This window comes from Paenibacillus sp. GD4 (assembly GCF_030846225.1).
Taxonomy (GTDB): domain Bacteria; phylum Bacillota; class Bacilli; order Paenibacillales; family NBRC-103111; genus Paenibacillus_G; species Paenibacillus_G silviterrae.
In genome coordinates this window covers 2,866,036-2,884,015 of sequence record NZ_JAVCYK010000001.1, presented here as the reverse complement: position 1 = coordinate 2,884,015, position 17,980 = coordinate 2,866,036, and the positions used below count along the sequence as shown (strand labels likewise).

18 protein-coding genes are annotated in these 17,980 nt (G+C 52.8%); 11 read left to right on the top strand and 7 right to left on the bottom strand.

Annotated elements, in window-relative coordinates:
• Positions 1–86 precede the first annotated feature (86 nt).
• The 3 genes from RAC89_RS13600 to RAC89_RS13590 form a co-directional block, all read right to left on the bottom strand.
• Positions 87–1,514 (bottom strand): PstS family phosphate ABC transporter substrate-binding protein, encoded by a 1,428-nt coding sequence (locus RAC89_RS13600; protein ID WP_306614094.1) that lies wholly within the window; start codon positions 1,512–1,514, stop codon positions 87–89.
• Positions 1,515–2,429, bottom strand: coding sequence for an HPr(Ser) kinase/phosphatase (gene hprK, locus RAC89_RS13595; RefSeq protein ID WP_306614093.1), 915 nt, complete (start codon positions 2,427–2,429; stop codon positions 1,515–1,517).
• A gap of 208 nt (positions 2,430–2,637) precedes the next feature.
• Complete coding sequence (locus RAC89_RS13590; protein ID WP_306614092.1) at positions 2,638–3,015, bottom strand: hypothetical protein; 378 nt, start codon at positions 3,013–3,015, stop codon at positions 2,638–2,640.
• A gap of 268 nt (positions 3,016–3,283) precedes the next feature.
• Between RAC89_RS13590 and qoxA the strand changes: the two genes are divergently transcribed.
• The 4 genes from qoxA to qoxD are packed head-to-tail and all read left to right on the top strand — an operon-like array spanning position 3,284 to position 7,198.
• Positions 3,284–4,309 carry a cytochrome aa3 quinol oxidase subunit II gene (qoxA, locus tag RAC89_RS13585; RefSeq protein ID WP_306614090.1) on the top strand — a complete coding sequence of 342 codons (1,026 nt, stop codon included), beginning with the start codon at positions 3,284–3,286 and terminating at the stop codon, positions 4,307–4,309.
• Positions 4,299–6,275 carry a cytochrome aa3 quinol oxidase subunit I gene (qoxB, locus tag RAC89_RS13580; protein WP_306614088.1) on the top strand — a complete coding sequence of 659 codons (1,977 nt, stop codon included), beginning with the start codon at positions 4,299–4,301 and terminating at the stop codon, positions 6,273–6,275. The genes qoxA and qoxB overlap by 11 nt, the downstream gene beginning before the upstream one ends.
• Positions 6,265–6,885 (top strand): cytochrome aa3 quinol oxidase subunit III, encoded by a 621-nt coding sequence (qoxC, locus tag RAC89_RS13575; RefSeq protein ID WP_284643569.1) that lies wholly within the window; start codon positions 6,265–6,267, stop codon positions 6,883–6,885. The genes qoxB and qoxC overlap by 11 nt, the downstream gene beginning before the upstream one ends.
• Position 6,886: 1 nt before the next feature.
• Positions 6,887–7,198 (top strand): cytochrome aa3 quinol oxidase subunit IV, encoded by a 312-nt coding sequence (gene qoxD, locus RAC89_RS13570; RefSeq protein ID WP_284643567.1) that lies wholly within the window; start codon positions 6,887–6,889, stop codon positions 7,196–7,198.
• Positions 7,199–7,240: 42 nt separating this feature from the next.
• On the opposite strand, the gene RAC89_RS13565 is transcribed toward qoxD, so the two are convergent.
• Positions 7,241–7,471: a hypothetical protein gene (locus tag RAC89_RS13565; RefSeq protein WP_284643566.1), complete on the bottom strand. Its 231-nt coding sequence runs from the start codon at positions 7,469–7,471 to the stop codon at positions 7,241–7,243.
• A gap of 205 nt (positions 7,472–7,676) precedes the next feature.
• Between RAC89_RS13565 and RAC89_RS13560 the strand changes: the two genes are divergently transcribed.
• From RAC89_RS13560 to RAC89_RS13530, 7 genes are read left to right on the top strand one after another with little or no spacing between them, the layout of a single operon-like run.
• Positions 7,677–8,948, top strand: coding sequence for a glycosyltransferase family 39 protein (locus tag RAC89_RS13560; protein WP_306614086.1), 1,272 nt, complete (start codon positions 7,677–7,679; stop codon positions 8,946–8,948).
• Positions 8,927–9,634 (top strand): glycosyltransferase family 2 protein, encoded by a 708-nt coding sequence (locus RAC89_RS13555; RefSeq protein WP_284643563.1) that lies wholly within the window; start codon positions 8,927–8,929, stop codon positions 9,632–9,634. Before RAC89_RS13560 ends, RAC89_RS13555 begins: the two co-directional genes overlap by 22 nt.
• Before the next feature lie 40 nt (positions 9,635–9,674).
• On the top strand, positions 9,675–10,022 hold the full coding sequence (locus RAC89_RS13550) for a DUF2304 domain-containing protein (RefSeq protein ID WP_284643561.1): 348 nt from the start codon (positions 9,675–9,677) through the stop codon (positions 10,020–10,022).
• 8 nt (positions 10,023–10,030) lie between these two features.
• Complete coding sequence (locus RAC89_RS13545; RefSeq protein ID WP_284643560.1) at positions 10,031–10,372, top strand: DMT family transporter; 342 nt, start codon at positions 10,031–10,033, stop codon at positions 10,370–10,372.
• Positions 10,373–10,409: 37 nt separating this feature from the next.
• A complete protein-coding gene (locus RAC89_RS13540; RefSeq protein WP_306614083.1) occupies positions 10,410–11,432 on the top strand; it encodes a GNAT family N-acetyltransferase in 1,023 nt (340 codons plus the stop codon).
• A 26-nt stretch (positions 11,433–11,458) separates the two neighbouring features.
• A complete protein-coding gene (locus RAC89_RS13535; protein WP_306614082.1) occupies positions 11,459–12,127 on the top strand; it encodes a class I SAM-dependent methyltransferase in 669 nt (222 codons plus the stop codon).
• Positions 12,124–12,981, top strand: a complete 858-nt coding sequence (locus RAC89_RS13530; protein WP_306614081.1) for a DUF3473 domain-containing protein — start codon at positions 12,124–12,126, stop codon at positions 12,979–12,981. The genes RAC89_RS13535 and RAC89_RS13530 overlap by 4 nt, the downstream gene beginning before the upstream one ends.
• 168 nt (positions 12,982–13,149) lie before the next feature.
• On the opposite strand, the gene RAC89_RS13525 is transcribed toward RAC89_RS13530, so the two are convergent.
• The 3 genes from RAC89_RS13525 to RAC89_RS13515 all read right to left on the bottom strand — a co-directional run bounded on the left by RAC89_RS13525 (position 13,150) and on the right by RAC89_RS13515 (position 17,901).
• Complete coding sequence (locus RAC89_RS13525; protein ID WP_306614079.1) at positions 13,150–14,676, bottom strand: glycosyl hydrolase family 18 protein; 1,527 nt, start codon at positions 14,674–14,676, stop codon at positions 13,150–13,152.
• 210 nt (positions 14,677–14,886) lie between these two features.
• Positions 14,887–16,719, bottom strand: a complete 1,833-nt coding sequence (locus RAC89_RS13520; protein ID WP_306614078.1) for a methyl-accepting chemotaxis protein — start codon at positions 16,717–16,719, stop codon at positions 14,887–14,889.
• A gap of 159 nt (positions 16,720–16,878) precedes the next feature.
• Positions 16,879–17,901, bottom strand: a complete 1,023-nt coding sequence (locus tag RAC89_RS13515) for an AI-2E family transporter (protein ID WP_306614076.1) — start codon at positions 17,899–17,901, stop codon at positions 16,879–16,881.
• Positions 17,902–17,980 lie beyond the last annotated feature (79 nt).

Here is a 17,980-nt window from a genome sequence, read left to right as displayed (position 1 = left end):
GGATATCGTTCCTCCTGTGCCGGTGAAGTAGATGCATAACCGTTACTACTATGCGCTCACGGCAGAGGTCCTATGCACGAGTTCGCCTAAGGCCGGATCGGCACGAAGCCGCCGCGCTCGATCAGCCGCGCCCCTTCGCTGCTCTGCAGCCATGCCAGCAATCGGCCGACCGCGCCGTCCTCCGGCTCTCCTTCTCTGGTTACGGCATACAGCGGAGCCGTCAGAGGATACTTCTCCGAGCGGATGTTGTCCTTATTCGGCTCAATTCCCTCCAGCGCGAGGAACTTTACTTCCTCACGCCGATGCATCTCATTGGCAAAATAATAGAACGTATAGCCGATCGCATGCTTCGAATTTTTATAATCCGCTACCGCATCCATCAGCCCGCCCATTCCGGTGACCTTGCGGTCCATCGGAGGATTCGCCATCGTGAGTCCCTTCATGACCTTATTTTCCATGAAGGTTTGGCTGCCGGAATTCGCTTCCCGCTGGAAGGCTGTGATGGCGCTGTCCTCTCCGCCCAGCTGCTTCCAGTTATCCGCATCGCCTGTATAGATATCCTGGATCTGCTTCAAGGAAAGATTGCTCACCGGATTTTCCTTATGCACGAGAAAAATGAAAGCGTCCTTCCCGATCGGGGTCAGCTTCAGCTTCACCCCGTTCTGCTCGGCCAGGGCCAGCTCCTCCTTCGACGGACCGGAGACGAGGATGAGGTCGGCGCGCTTCTCGATGAGGTTCACATAAGCCTCATGCGAGGTATAGAAGCGAAGCGCCCGGTCGGCGTGCGCCCGATTCGTGCCCGTCAGCTCGCTCAGCATGAGCTTGCCGAAAGGAATGGCCGCGGTGGCGCCGTCTACAGTAGGGTACGTTTTCCAAGTGAACAACGTCCCTTTAGGCAGTATGCCGGTCAGCACAATGATGAGAACGATAGCAGCAGCCGCCCCTGCCCCCAGCCTGTAAGCCTGCCGTTTCCGGGCCGGCCTCCATGGCTGGCGGTGAAGCCGGATCCCTGCCAGAAAAGCCGCCGTAGGGAGCAGCGATACCAGCGCGCCGATATATTTCATCCGTGTTGCATCCGTAACGTAGTACTGAAGCGTGTCCATCAAAGGCAGCATCCAAATGTTATACAAAGTAAACAGCAGCCATTCCATACTGCCGATTCCCGTCTGGGAACCACGGAGACTGAAGAATGTGGCGGTCCAGATGACCAGCCCAAGCGCCGGAACGAGCAAGGACCCTGCCGCCGGAAGCCATGCCGGGTGCTGCGATGCGATCTGAGAGACCCGGGTACCAAGCCATCCGAATAATATTGCAATGACCGAGCTATAAAGCAGCAGGAGCAGCAGGACACCCGTATCGGACAGCGAAGGCCAGCGATAAAGAAAGTCCGGCTCGTTAGGAACGATGGCAAACCCGCTAAGGAATGTGAACGCGCCGTAGATCAAAAAGTACAAGAGCCCGTATATGAGAATCCAGCCCGCCCGGATCCCCAGCGCCTTAACCCTGCCCGCCATTTACCGGCTTTCGCCTTCCAGCCGCTTCATGAAATCCTCTACGGCACTGTAGCCCTGCTGACGGAGATACCAGTTGTTCGCCGCCGCCTCAACAAGTCCTGCTACGTCTCTCCCCGGCTGCAGCTGAATTTGCATGTGCGGGATTTGGACATCCATATATTCGGTGAACTTCGGTTCAAGCTCCAAATCGTTATTCAGCGCGTTCTCTTCCCACTTGGTGAGTTCAATGTCCAGTACGATACGGGTTTCGTCCTGGAACGCCTTGCGTCCGTACAACCGGGACACATTGATCAGCCCAATACTTCGCAGAGCCAGAAACTCCTTGCTCGTACCATTGTGGGTCCCGAGAATGGTTTCCGGGCTGATCTTCTTCAACACGACCAGATCATCGGCAACGAGGCGATGCCCGCGCCGAATCAGCGTGTGAGCGGTTTCGCTCTTACCGACGCCGGATTTGCCCCGCAGAAGAATCCCGATACCGGAGACGTTGACGCATACGCCGTGAACGGCAATTTCCGGCGCCATCGCCTTGGCCATGAACGTATCCAGCAGATCCAGAAATTTATAGGTCGCTTCCCCGGTACGAAGCAGCGGAATACGTTCCTCCTCGCAATATTTCATTAAATATTTCAAGCCTTCCTGATTGCGGGTCACCACAAAGCAGGGCGGATGGTATTTCACGATGTTGCCGATGCGCTCGTTGCGCTCTTCTTCACTTAGCTTATGGAGGTAGTTGATTTCCTTTCTGCCCAGCACCTGAACATGCGCATGAGAGAAGAAATCGAAGTAGCCGACAAATTCCAGCCCCGGCCGGTAAGCTCGCGGCTTCTCAATCGTGCGGTGGAGCTCCTCCGCCCCTGTCAGCACCTCTAATGTAAAACGGGTAACCAAATCCTGTACTGTGATCGCTTTCACGAAGCCATTCTCCCCTTCACACTTCATTCCTGCTACAGTTATTCTACAGCGGCCGGCATTTCCCTGCTTGCACGCCAAAGCGACATTTGCCGGACCTCCATCCTATGTATATGGAGCCCGGACGTCCTCTAATCCACTGCAGCGTAACAAAAAAAAGCAGGGAGTCAGAAGGCCGTCCGCCTTCCTCATCCCTGCCGCATCACCTGGCCTACTTCTTCACCTTATCCTTATGCCGGAAGCGAAGCGCCGACCATTTCTCGTCCACTGCCACATTGCTGACCGGACGGTAGTCGGAGATTTCATCCGCCAGCTTCCACAGCGAGTCGCGGTTAATGTCCGTCTTCACCTTCGAGGATTGCTTCGGATAGGTTACCCAGAATACCGCATCCTCCTTTAAAAATGCGAGCGCCCGAGGGAATTGCTCCCGTACCTCCGAGCTGTCTGCTACGAACAGCATGACGAATTCATACGTCCCGTCCGCCGTACGATCCGCTTCGATCCCGAGATCAAAGCCCTCCGGAACAGAGCCGATGACCAGGGCTCGTCCTGTTTTATACTTCAGCTTTTTCAATAATTCTTCGGACACCTTCGCCCACATCCTTCAAGATGATTGATTAGCCCAAAGTATACCCGAAACCGCAGCAGCACATCAATACCGGGCAAGCGATTCGCAGCCGAGGGTTTGGGTTAAGTTTACCTTACGAGATTTGTCACAGTTTTAACCGATCTGTAACAACTTCCGAAGAGACGTCATGCTATTATGGATCCATAAGTGAAATAAATCACAACAACCTTGAACAGATTGTGAATATTTTCTCAATGTGTGTCTTTTTTGTGAAGGGAGTGCTTACCTCATGAGTAAAATTAGGCTAATTGCATTGCCGCTGTCGCTGATCCTGGTCCTGCTGCTTGGCGGCTGCGTACCGGACATGGTCGTCTTCAACCCGCAGGGTCCGGTGGCGCGAAACATCCTCGACCTGATCAACTGGTCGCTCGTCTGGATGCTGCTGGTTGTTGTCGTGGTGTTCGGATTGTTCGGTTACATTGTGTGGAAGTATCGGGAGAAGCCGGAGAATAAGGACTATGAGCCTCCTAATGAAGAAGGCAGCCTGCTTCTGGAGATCGTCTGGACGGCGATTCCGATTCTCATCATCATTGCCTTGACGATCCCGACGGTCAAGAGCTTATACGACCTCGAAGGTGTTCCGAAGGGCTATGAGGAGAAGAAGCCGATTACGATTCACGTCACCTCGGCCGACTGGAAATGGATCTTCAGCTACCCGGAGCAGGGTATCGAGACCGTCAACTATGTCAACATTCCCGAGGATACGCCGGTGCTGTTCAAGCTGACTTCGGCCAGCACGATGCAGTCCTTCTGGGTTCCGGCACTCGGCGGACAGAAGTATACGATGGGCAAGATGGAGACGCAGATGTACCTCGTCGCCGACCATCCGGGGTCTTACATGGGACGCAACACGAATTTCAACGGCCGCGGCTATGCGGATATGGAGTTTGAGGTGCTGTCGCAGACGCAGAAGGATTGGGACGCATGGGTAGCCGAGGTAGGCCGTACCGCACCGAAGCTGACCGAAGAGAAGTACGAGGAGCTTCTGAAGCCGACGCATCTCGGACGGATGACGTTCTCCAACACGCATCTGGCTTGGGTGAACCATGCGGATCCGGACTCGAAGTCGTACACCAACCCGGAGCTGTACCAAAGCGGTCATGGGTATAAAGGAAAGATTTTCGAAGAGGAAGACAACTACAAAAATAAAGGCACGGAATCGTCTAACCAGCCTGCGCAGACAACGCCAGCTGCACCGGCGACGAAGCCTGCCGTAACCGAGAAATCTGCTGGGGGTGAGCACCATGGGCATTAAATGGAATGAATTCTTCATCACGGGAGATCCGCTGATCTTAGGCTCCCAAATCGCCATTGCATTAACCATGCTCGGCATCGTTGGAGGCGTCACTTATCTTCGGAAGTGGAAGTGGCTTTGGAGAGAGTGGCTGACCACCGTTGACCATAAAAAAATCGGTATCATGTATATACTGTCCGCCGTGCTCATGTTTTTCCGCGGCGGCGTCGACGGCCTCCTGATGAAGGCCCAAACCTCGCGTCCGGATATGACGTTCCTGGATGCGCAGCACTATAACGAGATATTCACCACGCATGGTGTCATCATGATTCTGTTCATGGCGATGCCGTTCCTGATCGGTCTTATGAACGTGGTCATTCCGCTGCAGATCGGCGCACGGGACGTAGCCTTCCCTCAGTTGAACGCTCTGAGCTTCTGGCTCTTCTTCAGCGGAGCGATGCTGTTTAACCTCAGCTTCGTCATCGGCGGCTCGCCGGATGCAGGCTGGACTTCCTATTTCCCGCTGGCGGGCAAGGAATTCAGTCCGGGTATAGGAAACAACTATTATGCCGTCGCCCTGCAGATTGCGGGGATCGGTACGCTGATGACCGGGATTAACTTTATCGTGACGATTCTGAAAATGAGAACCAAAGGCATGACGCTGATGAAAATGCCGATGTTCACTTGGACGACGCTCATCACATCCGTCATCATCGTCGCTGCCTTCCCAATTTTCACCGTTGCGCTTGCTTTAATGACATTTGACCGCCTGTACGGGACGCACTTCTTCACGCTGTCCGGCGGCGGGATGGATATGCTGTGGGCCAACCTGTTCTGGCTGTGGGGCCATCCTGAGGTGTATATCGTAGCGCTTCCTGCGTTCGGTATTTTCTCAGAGGTTATTTCCACCTTCTCGCGCAAAACGCTGTACGGCTACAAGTCGATGGTCGTCTCGATCGTCGGGATCGCCCTGCTCAGTATGCTTGTGTGGGTGCATCACTTCTACACCATGGGTGCCGGACCTGCCGTCAACTCGTTCTTCTCGATTACGACGATGATGATTGCCGTGCCTACGGGCGTGAAAATGTTCAACTGGCTCTTCACGATGCGCAAAGGCCGCATCAAAATGACAACCGCCATGCTGTGGTCGCTCGCCTTCGTCCCATGCTTCGTCATCGGCGGGGTTACGGGCGTCATGCTTGCGATGGCTTCGGCGGATTACCAGTACCACAATACCTTGTTCCTGGTGGCGCACTTCCACTACGTGCTCATTCCGGGCGTTGTGTTCGCGGTGTTCGCAGGCCTGTACTACTGGTGGCCCAAAATGTTCGGTCACATGCTGAACGAGCGCATCGGACGCTGGCATTTCTGGCTGTTCGTGATCGGCTTCAACCTGACGTTCTTCCCGATGTTCTTCCTGGGTCTGAACGGTGCCGTAAGACGCGCATACACGTTCTCTGCGGAATCCGGCAATGCGCCGCTGTTCCTGCTGTCGGCTATCGGCGCGCTGATTCTTGCCGTCGGCTTCGCTGCCTTCTGCTACAACATTTACTGGAGTCTGCGCTTTGCCAGCCGTCAGGTGCCATCAGATCCGTGGGATGCAAGAACACTGGAGTGGGCGACCGCTTCTCCGGTGCCGCATTACAACTTCGCCAAGCTGCCTGAGGTGAAGGGCTTGGACGCCTTCTGGCATATGAAGAAGAACAATGAGGGCTTGACCCTGGACCATAAAGAAATTGAAGAGATCCACATGCCTAGCAACTCGGGTCTTCCTATCATCATGAGCGCCGTCTTCGGCGTCGCGGGCTTCTTCCTTGTCTTTGAATGGCATATTGCCGCCGCGGTAGCCGCAATCGGCATCTTCGCCGGACTGATCGTTCGCTCGTTCGATTACAACGAGGGGTATCATGTGCACAAGGAAGAAATCGAACAAACGGAACGCAAGTGGAGAAATCGCAAAGGTGAGGTGAATCGTTATGTCGGCTAACACGGCTCACGGACATGAGAACTCGTCGCTCCCTATGGAATACCGGGATGCGCAGGGACGGATGAATATCCTGGGCTTCTGGATTTTCCTCGGCGCGGAGATCATTCTTTTCGCAACACTGTTCAGCGTATACGGCGTGCTGTTCGACCGGTATGCCGGCGGACCGACGCACAAAGACTTATTTATCATGAAGGATGTCATGATCCAGACGGTGCTGCTGCTTACGAGCAGCTTCACCTGCGGGCTAGCCATTCTCGAAATGCGCCGGAACTCCCTGAAGGGGCTGCTCACTTGGCTGATCATCACGCTCCTCCTGGGCGCAGGGTTCGTCTATATGGAAGTGAACGAGTTCATGCACTACGTTCACGAGGGCGCCACGATGCAAACCAGCGCTTTCCTCTCGAGCTTTTTCGTTCTGCTTGGGACCCACGGGCTTCACGTTTCCATGGGGATCGGCTGGGCGATCCTGATCATCATACAACTGCTTCGCCGCGGCATAACGCCGGTTACGGCACGCAAGACGTTCATTATCGGACTGTACTGGCACTTCCTTGATGTGGTATGGATTTTCATCTTCACGTTCGTCTATCTGAAAGGGCTGGTGATATAAGATGGAGCGGAAGCAAACGGGGAAATTCCCACTCGGCCATGTGCTCGGATTCCTGCTCTCGCTGCTGATGACCTTCTTGGCAGCCATCGTTGCCCTGAAGACCAATCTCAGCTTCCAGGTCATTATGTGGATTATCGGCACTTTGGCTGTCGTGCAGGCGGGGCTGCAGCTGTTCATGTTCATGCACGTAACCGAGGGCGAGGATAAAAAGTCCCAGGTCATCAACATCGTTTACGGGGTGCTGATGGCCGTTGTGATCGTGCTCGGTTCGATCTGGGTCATGTCGTTCGGAGGCGGCGGGCACTATCATTAATTGGTTGCCTACGCATAACAACAAGAAAAAAGGGCGCGCCCTTCAGTCTTCGATGACTGGGGTGTGCCCTTTTTCCTCTACCAGTGCAAGCACAAGGCCGAACATATACAGGAAGACGGACGAGATAACAACGCCAATGCCGCTGTATAAGATATAGTCCGCTGTCATATCGGTTGTAAAGAAGCTGGTCAGCACGACGAGCATGCCTGCAATGCAGATGGCCGGTGCGACCCGATTCGTGAACTTCAGCGATCTCGCTTGGTTGTCGGTCATAATCCTCACTCCTTCAAAGGATAGGTGGATACGCTTACCTTCTATTGTATGCACGTTCACAGTTTTGTCAAACCTTATTTTTCACAAAACGTACAAAAATAGTTGGTAATCCGATCCAGAAATCCTGCTTGCGGCTCCTAATGACTTATGTCATAATTGACATGCTATGTAACCCTTATCCCTGCCGCAATGGAGAAGTGATCTAGTGTTCCGTCGTGTTCACCAATTGTACGTTACCCACCGAAACCGCGAATGGTTCTACTTGGTCCCGCTGATGCTGTTCGCGCTGTTCATGCGATTTCGCCACTTGTATCGAGTGTACTATTCCCCTGCGGGCCTACCCCACTCCGACGACAGCAAGTGGTATCTGGATTACGCCTACCGTCTGCTGAATGACTTTCAAATCGGCTTGACCATTAATGATATTTTATATTTTGGATATAATATACTCCTCACCGTACTTCTAGGGCTTCTCAAAAGCCAAACGGCCGTTATTTTCCTGCAGTGCTTGGTTTCCGGCTTATCGGTATTTTTCGTATATCACATCGCGCTGAAGCTGTTCAACCGTGCGACAGCGGTTATTGCTTCCCTGTTCTACGCTAATTCCTGGGGCGTCTCGATCTGGTCCATGTACATCCTGTCCGACAGCTTCTTCATCAGTCTGCTGCTCGCATGCGTGTACTTGCTTTTGGTTGCCTTCGAAACCCGAAAACGCAAGGACATCCTCCTCTTCGCTCTAAGCGCATTGTATATGCTCATTTTCCGGCCGACCGGGGTCGTTTCTTTGGCGTTTATTTTCCTGTACATCCTGTTTCGCCTGCCCCAGCCTGCTGTACGAGCCTTTCTTAGGAAGTACATATGGCTGCTCGGAGGAGGTACGGCGACTGCGTTGCTCGCTGTCCTCGTGCTCCTGTTCACCGGCAAGCTGGACCCCTTCGTCGGCTCCCTGCAGTTCAACGCCAAAATGGTGCTGTACAACGTCTACGCCCACGGCTGGATTTATGATAAGGCCACGCCTTATGATTATTTTTACAAGCCGGATTATGCAATTAATATATTGAACAGCTTGGTTTTAAGTTTTATAATCAATAATTGGGACCATGTGTCTATCTTATACGGGAAACGAATGATCGGCTTTCTCGGCTGGTGGGTGTGGAATGTCCGTTTGACGAGCCTTTCCGGCATCCTCAGCTTTGCTTGGCACCTGCTTCCGACCGTGCTGTTTCTTACCGGAACGGCAGCCGCGGTCAAGAACGGGCTGTTTCGTAAGGCATCCATTGTCTGGTTATCCGTCTTGGCCGTGTTCCTGTTTTGTATTTTCTTATTCATCGACGGAATGTACAGGTATAAGGCACCCGCATTGCCGTTCCTAGCCATTGCGGCTGCTTATGGGACCGACAGAATCATTCAAGGCATTATTGTGTTTTCCAAAAAATTTGCGGGGATGCTGACATTATGGAACAAGAAAAAATTTTGATCGTCATTCCGGCCTACAATGAGCAGAACAACATTTTGAAGGTCATCACGGATATCCGCACAAGTCTTCCTCATGCCGGCATTCTGGTGATCAACGACTGCTCCAAGGACAGCACGTCTTCCGTAGCACGGACGGCCCCCGGCGTTCATGTCGTAGACCTTCCGTATAATCTGGGGATCGGCGGCGCGGTGCAGACCGGCTTCAAGTTCGCCAATAACCGCGGCTATGATTACATGGTTCAAATCGACGGGGACGGCCAGCACATGGCCAAAGAGGTAGAGAAGCTGTATCACGCCATGCAGCGCACAGGCAGCGACATGGTGATCGGTTCGCGCTTTCTTGATATTCGCTCGTTCCGAACCTCCTGGTCCCGCCGCATGGGCATCAAGGTATTCTACTACCTGTTCCGCATGCTGATTCAGACCAAGGTGACGGACAGTACGTCGGGCTTTCGCATGTATAACCGCAAAAGCATTGAATTGCTTAGCCGGATTTACCCGGACGACTACCCGGAGCCGGATGCCATCATCGTTCTGAACAAGCACAACCTGCAAATCTGCGAAGTCGGTGTGGAGATGAGAGAGCGCGAGCACGGCGAATCCTCCATTACCCCGCTGAAGAGCCCTTACTATATGGCGAAGGTGATCCTGTCGATCTTCTTCTCCTATACCAGAACTAGGTGGTGAAAGCGCTATACAAGCCGAACATCTATACAGTGTACAGCTGATGGGCGTAGCGTTTAGTCTGACCATGATCATTTCCGTTTTTTTCATGGTTAGAGCGCGCATGATTCGAGAGAAGTATGCCCTCGTCTGGTTCCTGATCGGACTCTTCACGCTAGTGATGTCCGTCTTCCGGGACCTGATCGACTGGTTTTCCGACCTGATCGGCGTCGATTATGCTCCTTCGGCTTTCTTTGCGATCTTGATCGTTTGCGCTTATCTGCTGCTTCTTAATATGAGCGTCAGTATCTCCGGCATCAAGATGCATAATAAAGCCCTGACCCAAGAACTCGGATTAACCAAGCTTAAGCTCGAGGAGCTTGAGAAGAAAATAAATGAGGCGGGATTATAATTAATTATTTGATTCTTCTGGCCAGCGTCAGCATGACGGTGCTTGCCAGCACCCTGCTGAAGATCGGCAGCAAATCGATTCACTTCGAAGGCGCGCTATGGGGCATTCTTATGGGCTATATCACCTCGCCGCTCATTATCGCGGGCTTCGCCTCGTATGCGGTAGGAGCTGTGCTCTGGGTCTATTGCCTTGCTAAGTTTGACCTCAGCTATGTCACCTTCGTTTCCAGCTTTCAATACGTACTGCTGATTGCAGTATCTCTGCTTGTGTTCCATGAACACATCAGTCTGATGAAATGGTCCGGCACGGCATTCATCATGATCGGTGTCATCCTGTGGATGAAAGGATAGTGCACCGATGCTCCAATGTATAGCTTATACCGAAGCCATGAAGGAAGCGTGGGATCGCTATGCGCTTTCGCACGGCACGATATATCATACGACCGCCTTCCGGCAGCTGTTGATCGATTCCTTCGGTTATCAGTGCAGGTATCATGCGGTTATAGATGAGCGCGGAAGCATCCAGGCGCTGATTCCTCTGGTTGCAGGCCGCAACCTCGGTCTGAGACGCATCGGTGTCTCATTGCCCTTTATCAACTACATGGACCTCTGTGCGGCATCGGACGAAGCGCTGCAGGCTGCTGCCGATTCGCTCAAGCGGCTGCGGGAGCAGGACAAGCTCGCCTACGTGGAGCTTCGCCTGAAGGACGACCGTCTGCCCGATGCCTCGGGATGGAAATCTCATCTGCACAATCACACCTTTGTGCTTCCTCTCTACGAGGATGAAGAACAGGTGCTTGCCCTTTCGACCGGCAGCAACCGCAACCACGTGCGCAAAACCTATAAGAACGGATGGTTTACCTCATCCTTCGACCCGGGTCATCTCCCGGAATTTTACAAGGTATATGTCCGGCGCATGAAGCAGCTGGGCTCCCCGGCGCCGAAGCTGAGCTTCTTCGAAAGATTCTTTGAGCTGCTGCCGGACAACGCCTTCCTGTTGACGATTCACGATCCGTCGGCTGGACAAGTCGTCGGCGGCATGCTTCTGATCACAAGCCCCGGCAACGCTACCCTGTATTACCCTTACGGGGCCAATCTTGTAGAATACAACAATAAGTATTTGAACAACTACATGTACTGGGAAGCCGTAAGGTTCGGCATCCGCAGCGGACTGAAGTCGCTTGACCTCGGACGCTCGCAGACCGGCTCGGGCACCTACAAGTACAAGGAGCAATGGGGTGCGAAGCCTGAGCAGCTGACGTATCTCATCTATGACGGAGCCGGCAGCTCAAGCCTCTCCGGTCCGCCCGACAAAGAAAGCCTCCGCTTCTTTATCGAGCTGTGGAAGAAAGCGCCAAGCTTTATTACCGATTCCGCAGGGAATTATCTGATCAAGTACCTTATGCCTTAGGCAGCACGGAAGGATGCACAGTAACCATGAGTTCGAACCATAACAGTTGGAAGCAATATTTCGATAACAAAGCAGAAACGCACGGAGCTTCGGTCAAGTCCTCCGACTACTTCGACGACGAAAGCTTCTTCATGCAGCGGGACAACACCCTTCGTTGGCTGGGTAAGCTGAAGGACGCAGAGGTACTGGATGCCGGCTGCGGCGTCGGTGCATTCAGCGAGCCGCTTGTGAAGCACAATACCGTCTACGGTGTAGACTTCTCCGTGAAAAGCCTCGAGTTCGCAGCCAAGCGAGGGCTGGTGACGATGTCTGAGGATCTGACGGCGCTCCCCTTCGAGCAAGGCAAATTCGACGTGGTGATGTGCATCGGCGTCATTCAGCTCATTGAAGAGTATCGTAAGGTGCTGGATGAGCTGAGCCGGGTGACGAAGCCGGGGGGTACGCTGCTGATCCAAACCCTGCATAAAGGCTCGGTTCAAAGGAAGCTGCTTCGCCTGTTCGAGAAAACGAAGAAATTCGATCGTATGTATGCGATGAACGAGCTGAAGCAAGTATTCGAGCAGAACGGCTTTGAGAATATCGAGTTTCTCAAAATGTATCATCCGTTCAAATTTACGACCAAGGGCAGCTCTACCGGGTCGCTATCCGACCTGTTCTGCACCTCGTTCGCCATTAAGGGGCGTAAACGAAAGTGACCAAGACCGGCATCGATAATATGCTTACGTTCGATATAGAGGAATGGTTTCACGCGAACTATGACCACATCAACCCTGACGATTACCGGGGCAAAGGCTCCAAGTTCCGCGCGCATATGGATTCGCTGCTGCAGCTCTGCAGCGATACCGGCTGCAAGGCCACCTTCTTCACGCTCGGCTGCATCGGCGAGGACTATCCCGATGTTGTGAAGGCCATTGCACGTGAGGGGCATGACGTGGCTTCCCACGGCTATGGCCACCAGCTTGCCTATAAGCAGACGATCGGGGAGTTCAAGGCAGACGTTGCCAAATCCGTCGCCATCCTCGAGGATCTCACCGGAACAAAGGTGCTGGGGTACCGCGCTCCCTCCTGGTCGATCGTGGAGAGTAATCTGCACTACCTCACCGCTCTGGAGGAGCTTGGGATGGTGTATGATGCAAGCATCTTCCCCGTTAAGACGTTCCTGTACGGGATTCCGGATGCCCCTCAGGACATTCACAAGCCCAAGGTCAACGGCAAGGAGCTCGGCATTTATGAAGTACCGATGTCCGTCATGCAGGTGCTTGGCCGGAATATCGGCTACTCCGGCGGCTTCTACTTCCGCTTCTTCCCGAGACTGCTGATAAAGCAAGCGATTCGCTCTGCGAACCGCAAAGGCAAGAGCTCTATCGTCTATCTGCACCCTCGTGAGATCGATGCCACCGAGCAGAAGCTCAGCTTGCCGGCTAAGGAAGCATTCATCCATTACTACAACGTCGGCGGTACCGAGGCAAAGCTCGACAACATCCTGCGCAGCTTCCGCTTCACGTCGATCTCCGAGCATCTGCGAAAGCAGCATGGGGTCATGCTGTGATTCTAACCTTTTTCTATTTGTTTGTGCCTAGATTATCGCACGGGAATATGAATCGTAGTTGAAGGAAACCTGAAAATTTGCTGAAAGCTCGCAGTTCGGCTCTGGCGATCCTGGCTATAAAAGAAAAGCACCGATGTCTCCATTGCCGGAGGAATCGGTGCTTTCTTATTATTGCAAGCCCTTGTAGAGTGCCGTCAGCAGGTCGCGATTCGCGTTATCCTGCGGCAGCGTCCAGATCATTGCTCCGGCAATACCGGTATTCTTGATATAAGCTGCCTTGTAGCCCATGGATTCCGGATCATCGTAGCTGATAAAGCTGGTTCCGTTGAACAGATACGGTACCTTCGAGGCCGTATGGAAATATCTTGTATAACCCTGATTTAAATATTTCGCCACGATCTCGCCATAGGACAAGGAGGTCCCGCCGGAGTATGTTTGGTACAAGCCGTTATTGCTATTCGTGACGTTATCATACTTGTAGCCGTAGAACGGAACCCCCATGACCAGCTTGCCTGCCGGTACGCCTGCATTCAGGTACAGCTGCACGGCATCCTGCACGCCCATGTCGTATGCGAAGCCGCTGGCCGGATCCTTGTACAGAGGAGCGTTAAGGCCTGTCTTCGACTCCCAGGTGCCATGAATGTCATAGCTCATGATGTTGACGAAATCCACGGAAGCCTGAAGCTTGCCGGCCTCAACATTATTGAGGTAGTAGGACCCTGCCGCTCCTGCAAAGCTGAGTAGATATGTCTTGCCGTCCTTAGCTTTCTGGGCATCCAGCTTCTCGCGAAGCTTCTGCATCAGCAAGGTGAAATTCTGCTTGTCCTCCGGACGGCGCACATTTTCCGGCATACCGCCGGATACCGGGTATTCCCAGTCCATGTCCACGCCATCGAAGCCGTATTTTAGGAGAAAAGCGACTACGCTATCAGCGAAGGCCGTACGGGAAGCATCCGATAGAGCCACGTCGGAAAATTTGCCGGACCACGACCAACCCCCAACGGAGATCAGCGTCTTCAGATGAGGATACCTTTGCTTCAGCTTGAGCAGCTGATTGAAATTCCCGAAGAAGGGCTCGGTACCGGTATCGTCAGGAAAGCGCTTCTCTATGTCGGCATACGAATCACCGACGGCGATCTTCAGATCGGGGCCGATGTTTGCAAAAGCATAATTGATGTGGGTCAGCTGCGACCCGTCCAAATCGGCAACTTGCTTGCCGCTGTATGTAGACCAGCCGGAATAGTAGCCAATCACCACCTTCGCCGCCGATGGCGTCGGGGTTGGGGTCGGAGTTGGGCTCGGTTCCGGCGCAGGAGCGGTAGGAGTGACTAAGGTGGTCACTGTAACAGCATTGCTGGATGGCGATACGTTCCAAGCCGCATCCGCTGCCTTTACGCTGAATGAATATGTCTTACCTGGGCTTAACCCCGTCACGGAATAGGAAAGGGATGTAGTTTTCCCCTTCAGTGTCGTCCCCTGATATACCCAATAATCGGCGACCTTCACATTATCGGTTGCGGCGTTCCAAGCCAAGGCTACCGTTGTCTCGGTAACGCCGGTTACCTTGAGTCCTGTAGGAGCGGTAGGGGCTTGCTTATCCTTTGCGGCATAAGCATGAGGAGTGACGACGGAGAAGACGAGTGCAACAATCATAGACACGACAAAAACATAACGCAAAGCTAGGTTTGTTCTCAAGCTGCTTCCTCCCTAATCTAGTTGTGGACCTACACTAGCTTTATCGGAAGAAAGGAACGCAGCGGAGATAGAGCGGAGGTACTGTAATTTATGGAAGCAGGGTATAGGTATTTGGATGCTTTCACAGAAGCCTTTTAGGCAGAGAGCCGCATCTGCAAGAAAGAAAGGGAGCCACGGCATGATGCCGGGCTCCCAACTTTCTATATGCTGTTACAGCCGGAACGCACTCACCTTATCCTGCAGCTCTTCCGCCGTGGTGGCCAGCATAGCGGCGGAAGCCGCCATCTCCTGCATGGAGGCCGTCTGCTGTTGTGAAGAAGCGGCAACATCGTGAGTATTGGCCGCAATGGCAAGGGTCATTGCTTTCATCTGCTCAATCGCCGAAACGACTTGTGCCGCGTCATCGGCTAATTGAACAATTCGGCCGGAAACCTCATGCGACTGTGAAGAGACATGCTGAATCGATTGATGAATATCGGCAAAGGCCGTACCGGCCTCATTGACAAGGGAAATGCCCTCTTTGACCGCAGTATTGCCCTCCTCGACCGAGACCAATACCTCTTCGGTACCAAGCTGTATATCGCGGATCATATCATACACCTGTGTGACAGCAAGGGCGGATTGCTCCGCCAGCTTGCGCACTTCGCCGGCAACAACGGCGAATCCCTTGCCCTCTTCCCCCGCGCGGGCCGCTTCAATCGAGGCATTCAACGCGAGCAGATTCGTGCGGCGGGAAATATCCGTAATGACGCCCAGAACCGCGTTGATTTCCTTTGATTTATCCGCAAGCGTCCTCGCTACGACTCCTGCAGCATCCACCTTCTCGCCGATGCTCCGCATCTGAAGGACACTTCTCGTAATCATATCCTTACCCGCCTGCGACTTCTCCGAAGAGTCAGCGGCACCCATAGTAACGCTTTGTACGCTCTCCGAAATCTCCGCCATTTGGCTGGTCATCTCCCGAACGATGCCGAAGCTCTGTGCTGCTCGCTCGGATTGCACCTCGGAGGCTGCAGCTACCTCAGAGATGGATTCGGAGATCGACATTGAAGTTTGCATCGTCTGCTCAGAGCTTGCGGTCAGCTGCTCGGAGGCTGCTGCGACGGTTTGCGCAGCGAGCGCAACGTCGGTGATGATAGATTTGAGGTTACCTACCATAACCTGGAAGTCTGCGGCAAGCGCTCCTACCTCGTCCCGATTCTTGACCTGCAGCCCGACCGTCTGTAGATCACCTGCAGCAATACGCGAAGCCTCTTGTGCGACCCTCTCGATCGGCTTGCTGATATGTCTCGACAGAATCCAGCTAACGGCCAAACCGACGAGCAACGCAATCGACACGGTCACGGCGAGATACGTAAGAACGACGTTAGCGCCGCTGTTGTAGTCCATGTAGTACGAACCTGCGCAGATAACCCAATTCCAGGTCGGATCGTGTTTAACGTACGTGATTTTGGGTGCGATCTTCTCGCTGCCCGGGAGCTGGAAATCGAAATCATAGAACCCGCCGCCGGCCAGTGCCAGCTTCACCAAGTCTTGACCGATCGTCTTCCCGTCACTGGACCGAAGCGGAGTTACGTCCTTCCCCTCAAGGGTAGGGTGGGCCACCTCAATGACCCGGGGTCCTTTGGCTGTACTGCCGTCCGCATTTTTATATTCCGTCTGCTGCTCTTGAACAATAAAGAGATACCCGTTCGGTCCGAGATCAATACCGGTCTTCCGGTAATCCGGGCGCTTGCCTTCCGCATTCTTCTTGCCCAGGATCGCTTCCCTCACCTTCTCCTGAGCGGCTTCCTGAGTAATCGCGCCTCGCTTGACATCGTCCTGATAGGCTTGAATCATAGCCAACGTCTGATTCACGCTGTTCGTTAAAGTAGTCTTGCCGGACTCCGTCAGCTGCCGCTTGGCCGCATAGTATCCGAGTCCGCCTACAATCAGACTTGGAATCACGAGAAGAGCAATCGTAACCGTCATCAATTTTCTTTGGATGGTCATTCGAAACAGCCTCGACACCATCGCCCGCAATGTAGGTAATTTCATAGTCATTAACCAAGATGCCTCCTAGATTTTATGTAAGTGACTATCGTTTCCTCACCCATATTACGACATGATTCTACATTTTACTACAAATTTTTCTAGTTTTTTATGATACCAAATGTTTCCTTTGTCTAGTTATCATCGTACATAAAAAACCACCGTCTGCCCTCAGACGGTGGTTTCGTTCGAATTCGCTGTATCTACATCAATGACATCCAATAAGAACACGAAGATCGGTATGCCCAGGATCAAGCCCCAGATCCCCATGTAATGCTCAGAGAAAATTAACACGATGAAGGTATAGAACATGGGAAGGTTCATTTTGTGTGACATCAGCTTGGGGTTGAGGAAATATCCCTCCAAAAAATGGAGCACGGCGATCATGACCAAAACATAGATCACCAGCGTCACGCCGCCCAGGTTATAGCCGATGATGCATAAAGGGAGTAAAGAAATCAGGAAGCCGGCAACCGGAATTAAGCTGAGCAGAAAAATCATAATCGACAAGGCGAACAAGTAAGGAAAGCCCAGGATCCATAAGCCGATCACGGTAAATACCGTATTAAACAGCGCGATAAGCACTTGAGCCTCGATCACTTTGCCAAAGGAGAGAATGAACTTCTTCCCGAAGTACTCCAGCTCCTCGTACAGCCAAGAGAGCTTACTTTCCCTAAGTCTGGCGGTGAACGAGACGACCCGATTTTTCTCGAGGATAAATACAAGGCTCAAGATGGTAGCCATTACGAAGGTCGTTCCCCAATTGCTGATTCTCAGGATATAGTCGAAGCTGTGCTTGACGTAGGATTGCAGGTCCAAATCCTTCACATAGCGGTAAACGAACCGGGCCACTTCATCCTGAGGCATCGGCATGTTATTCAAGCCTACCAGCAAGTCCTTAAGCTGCTTCGCCTGAATGAATACCTTGGGCCAATAATTAATAATGGCGGTAACCAGCATGGTCACCATAGCCGCGTACAGAAAGATGATGATCACTTTGCTGTTGATGACGACGAACTTGCTTAAGCGCTTCGATAATGCCTTCTGGAAGCTGTTCATGATGTAGGCGATCAGGAAGGTTAATAGAACCAAATTCAGCATATCTCTGATACTGAAAAGCAGCAGGCATATCACCGCCAGGATGATAAATCTTCGCACCGTTAAATCCGCTAGAAACCGCTTTACTATTTCCATCCGTTCAACCCCATCTATGGTAGCGTTCCTTCTTAGTCTACCGCATTCAAAATGGTCAATGCAATAAAGTTGTGAAGAT

Excerpts from the sequence above, each read along its gene's own strand:
- RAC89_RS13600 (WP_306614094.1), bottom strand. The coding sequence starts at position 1,514 with ATGGCGGGCAGGGTTAAGGCGCTGGGGATCCGGGCGGGCTGGATTCTC.
- qoxA (WP_306614090.1), top strand. The coding sequence starts at position 3,284 with ATGAGTAAAATTAGGCTAATTGCATTGCCGCTGTCGCTGATCCTGGTC.
- qoxB (WP_306614088.1), top strand. The coding sequence starts at position 4,299 with ATGGGCATTAAATGGAATGAATTCTTCATCACGGGAGATCCGCTGATC.
- qoxC (WP_284643569.1), top strand. The coding sequence starts at position 6,265 with ATGTCGGCTAACACGGCTCACGGACATGAGAACTCGTCGCTCCCTATG.
- qoxD (WP_284643567.1), top strand. The coding sequence starts at position 6,887 with ATGGAGCGGAAGCAAACGGGGAAATTCCCACTCGGCCATGTGCTCGGA.
- RAC89_RS13565 (WP_284643566.1), bottom strand. The coding sequence starts at position 7,471 with ATGACCGACAACCAAGCGAGATCGCTGAAGTTCACGAATCGGGTCGCA.
- RAC89_RS13555 (WP_284643563.1), top strand. The coding sequence starts at position 8,927 with ATGGAACAAGAAAAAATTTTGATCGTCATTCCGGCCTACAATGAGCAG.
- RAC89_RS13550 (WP_284643561.1), top strand. The coding sequence starts at position 9,675 with ATGGGCGTAGCGTTTAGTCTGACCATGATCATTTCCGTTTTTTTCATG.
- RAC89_RS13540 (WP_306614083.1), top strand. The coding sequence starts at position 10,410 with ATGAAGGAAGCGTGGGATCGCTATGCGCTTTCGCACGGCACGATATAT.
- RAC89_RS13535 (WP_306614082.1), top strand. The coding sequence starts at position 11,459 with ATGAGTTCGAACCATAACAGTTGGAAGCAATATTTCGATAACAAAGCA.
- RAC89_RS13520 (WP_306614078.1), bottom strand. The coding sequence starts at position 16,719 with ATGACTATGAAATTACCTACATTGCGGGCGATGGTGTCGAGGCTGTTT.
- RAC89_RS13515 (WP_306614076.1), bottom strand. The coding sequence starts at position 17,901 with ATGGAAATAGTAAAGCGGTTTCTAGCGGATTTAACGGTGCGAAGATTT.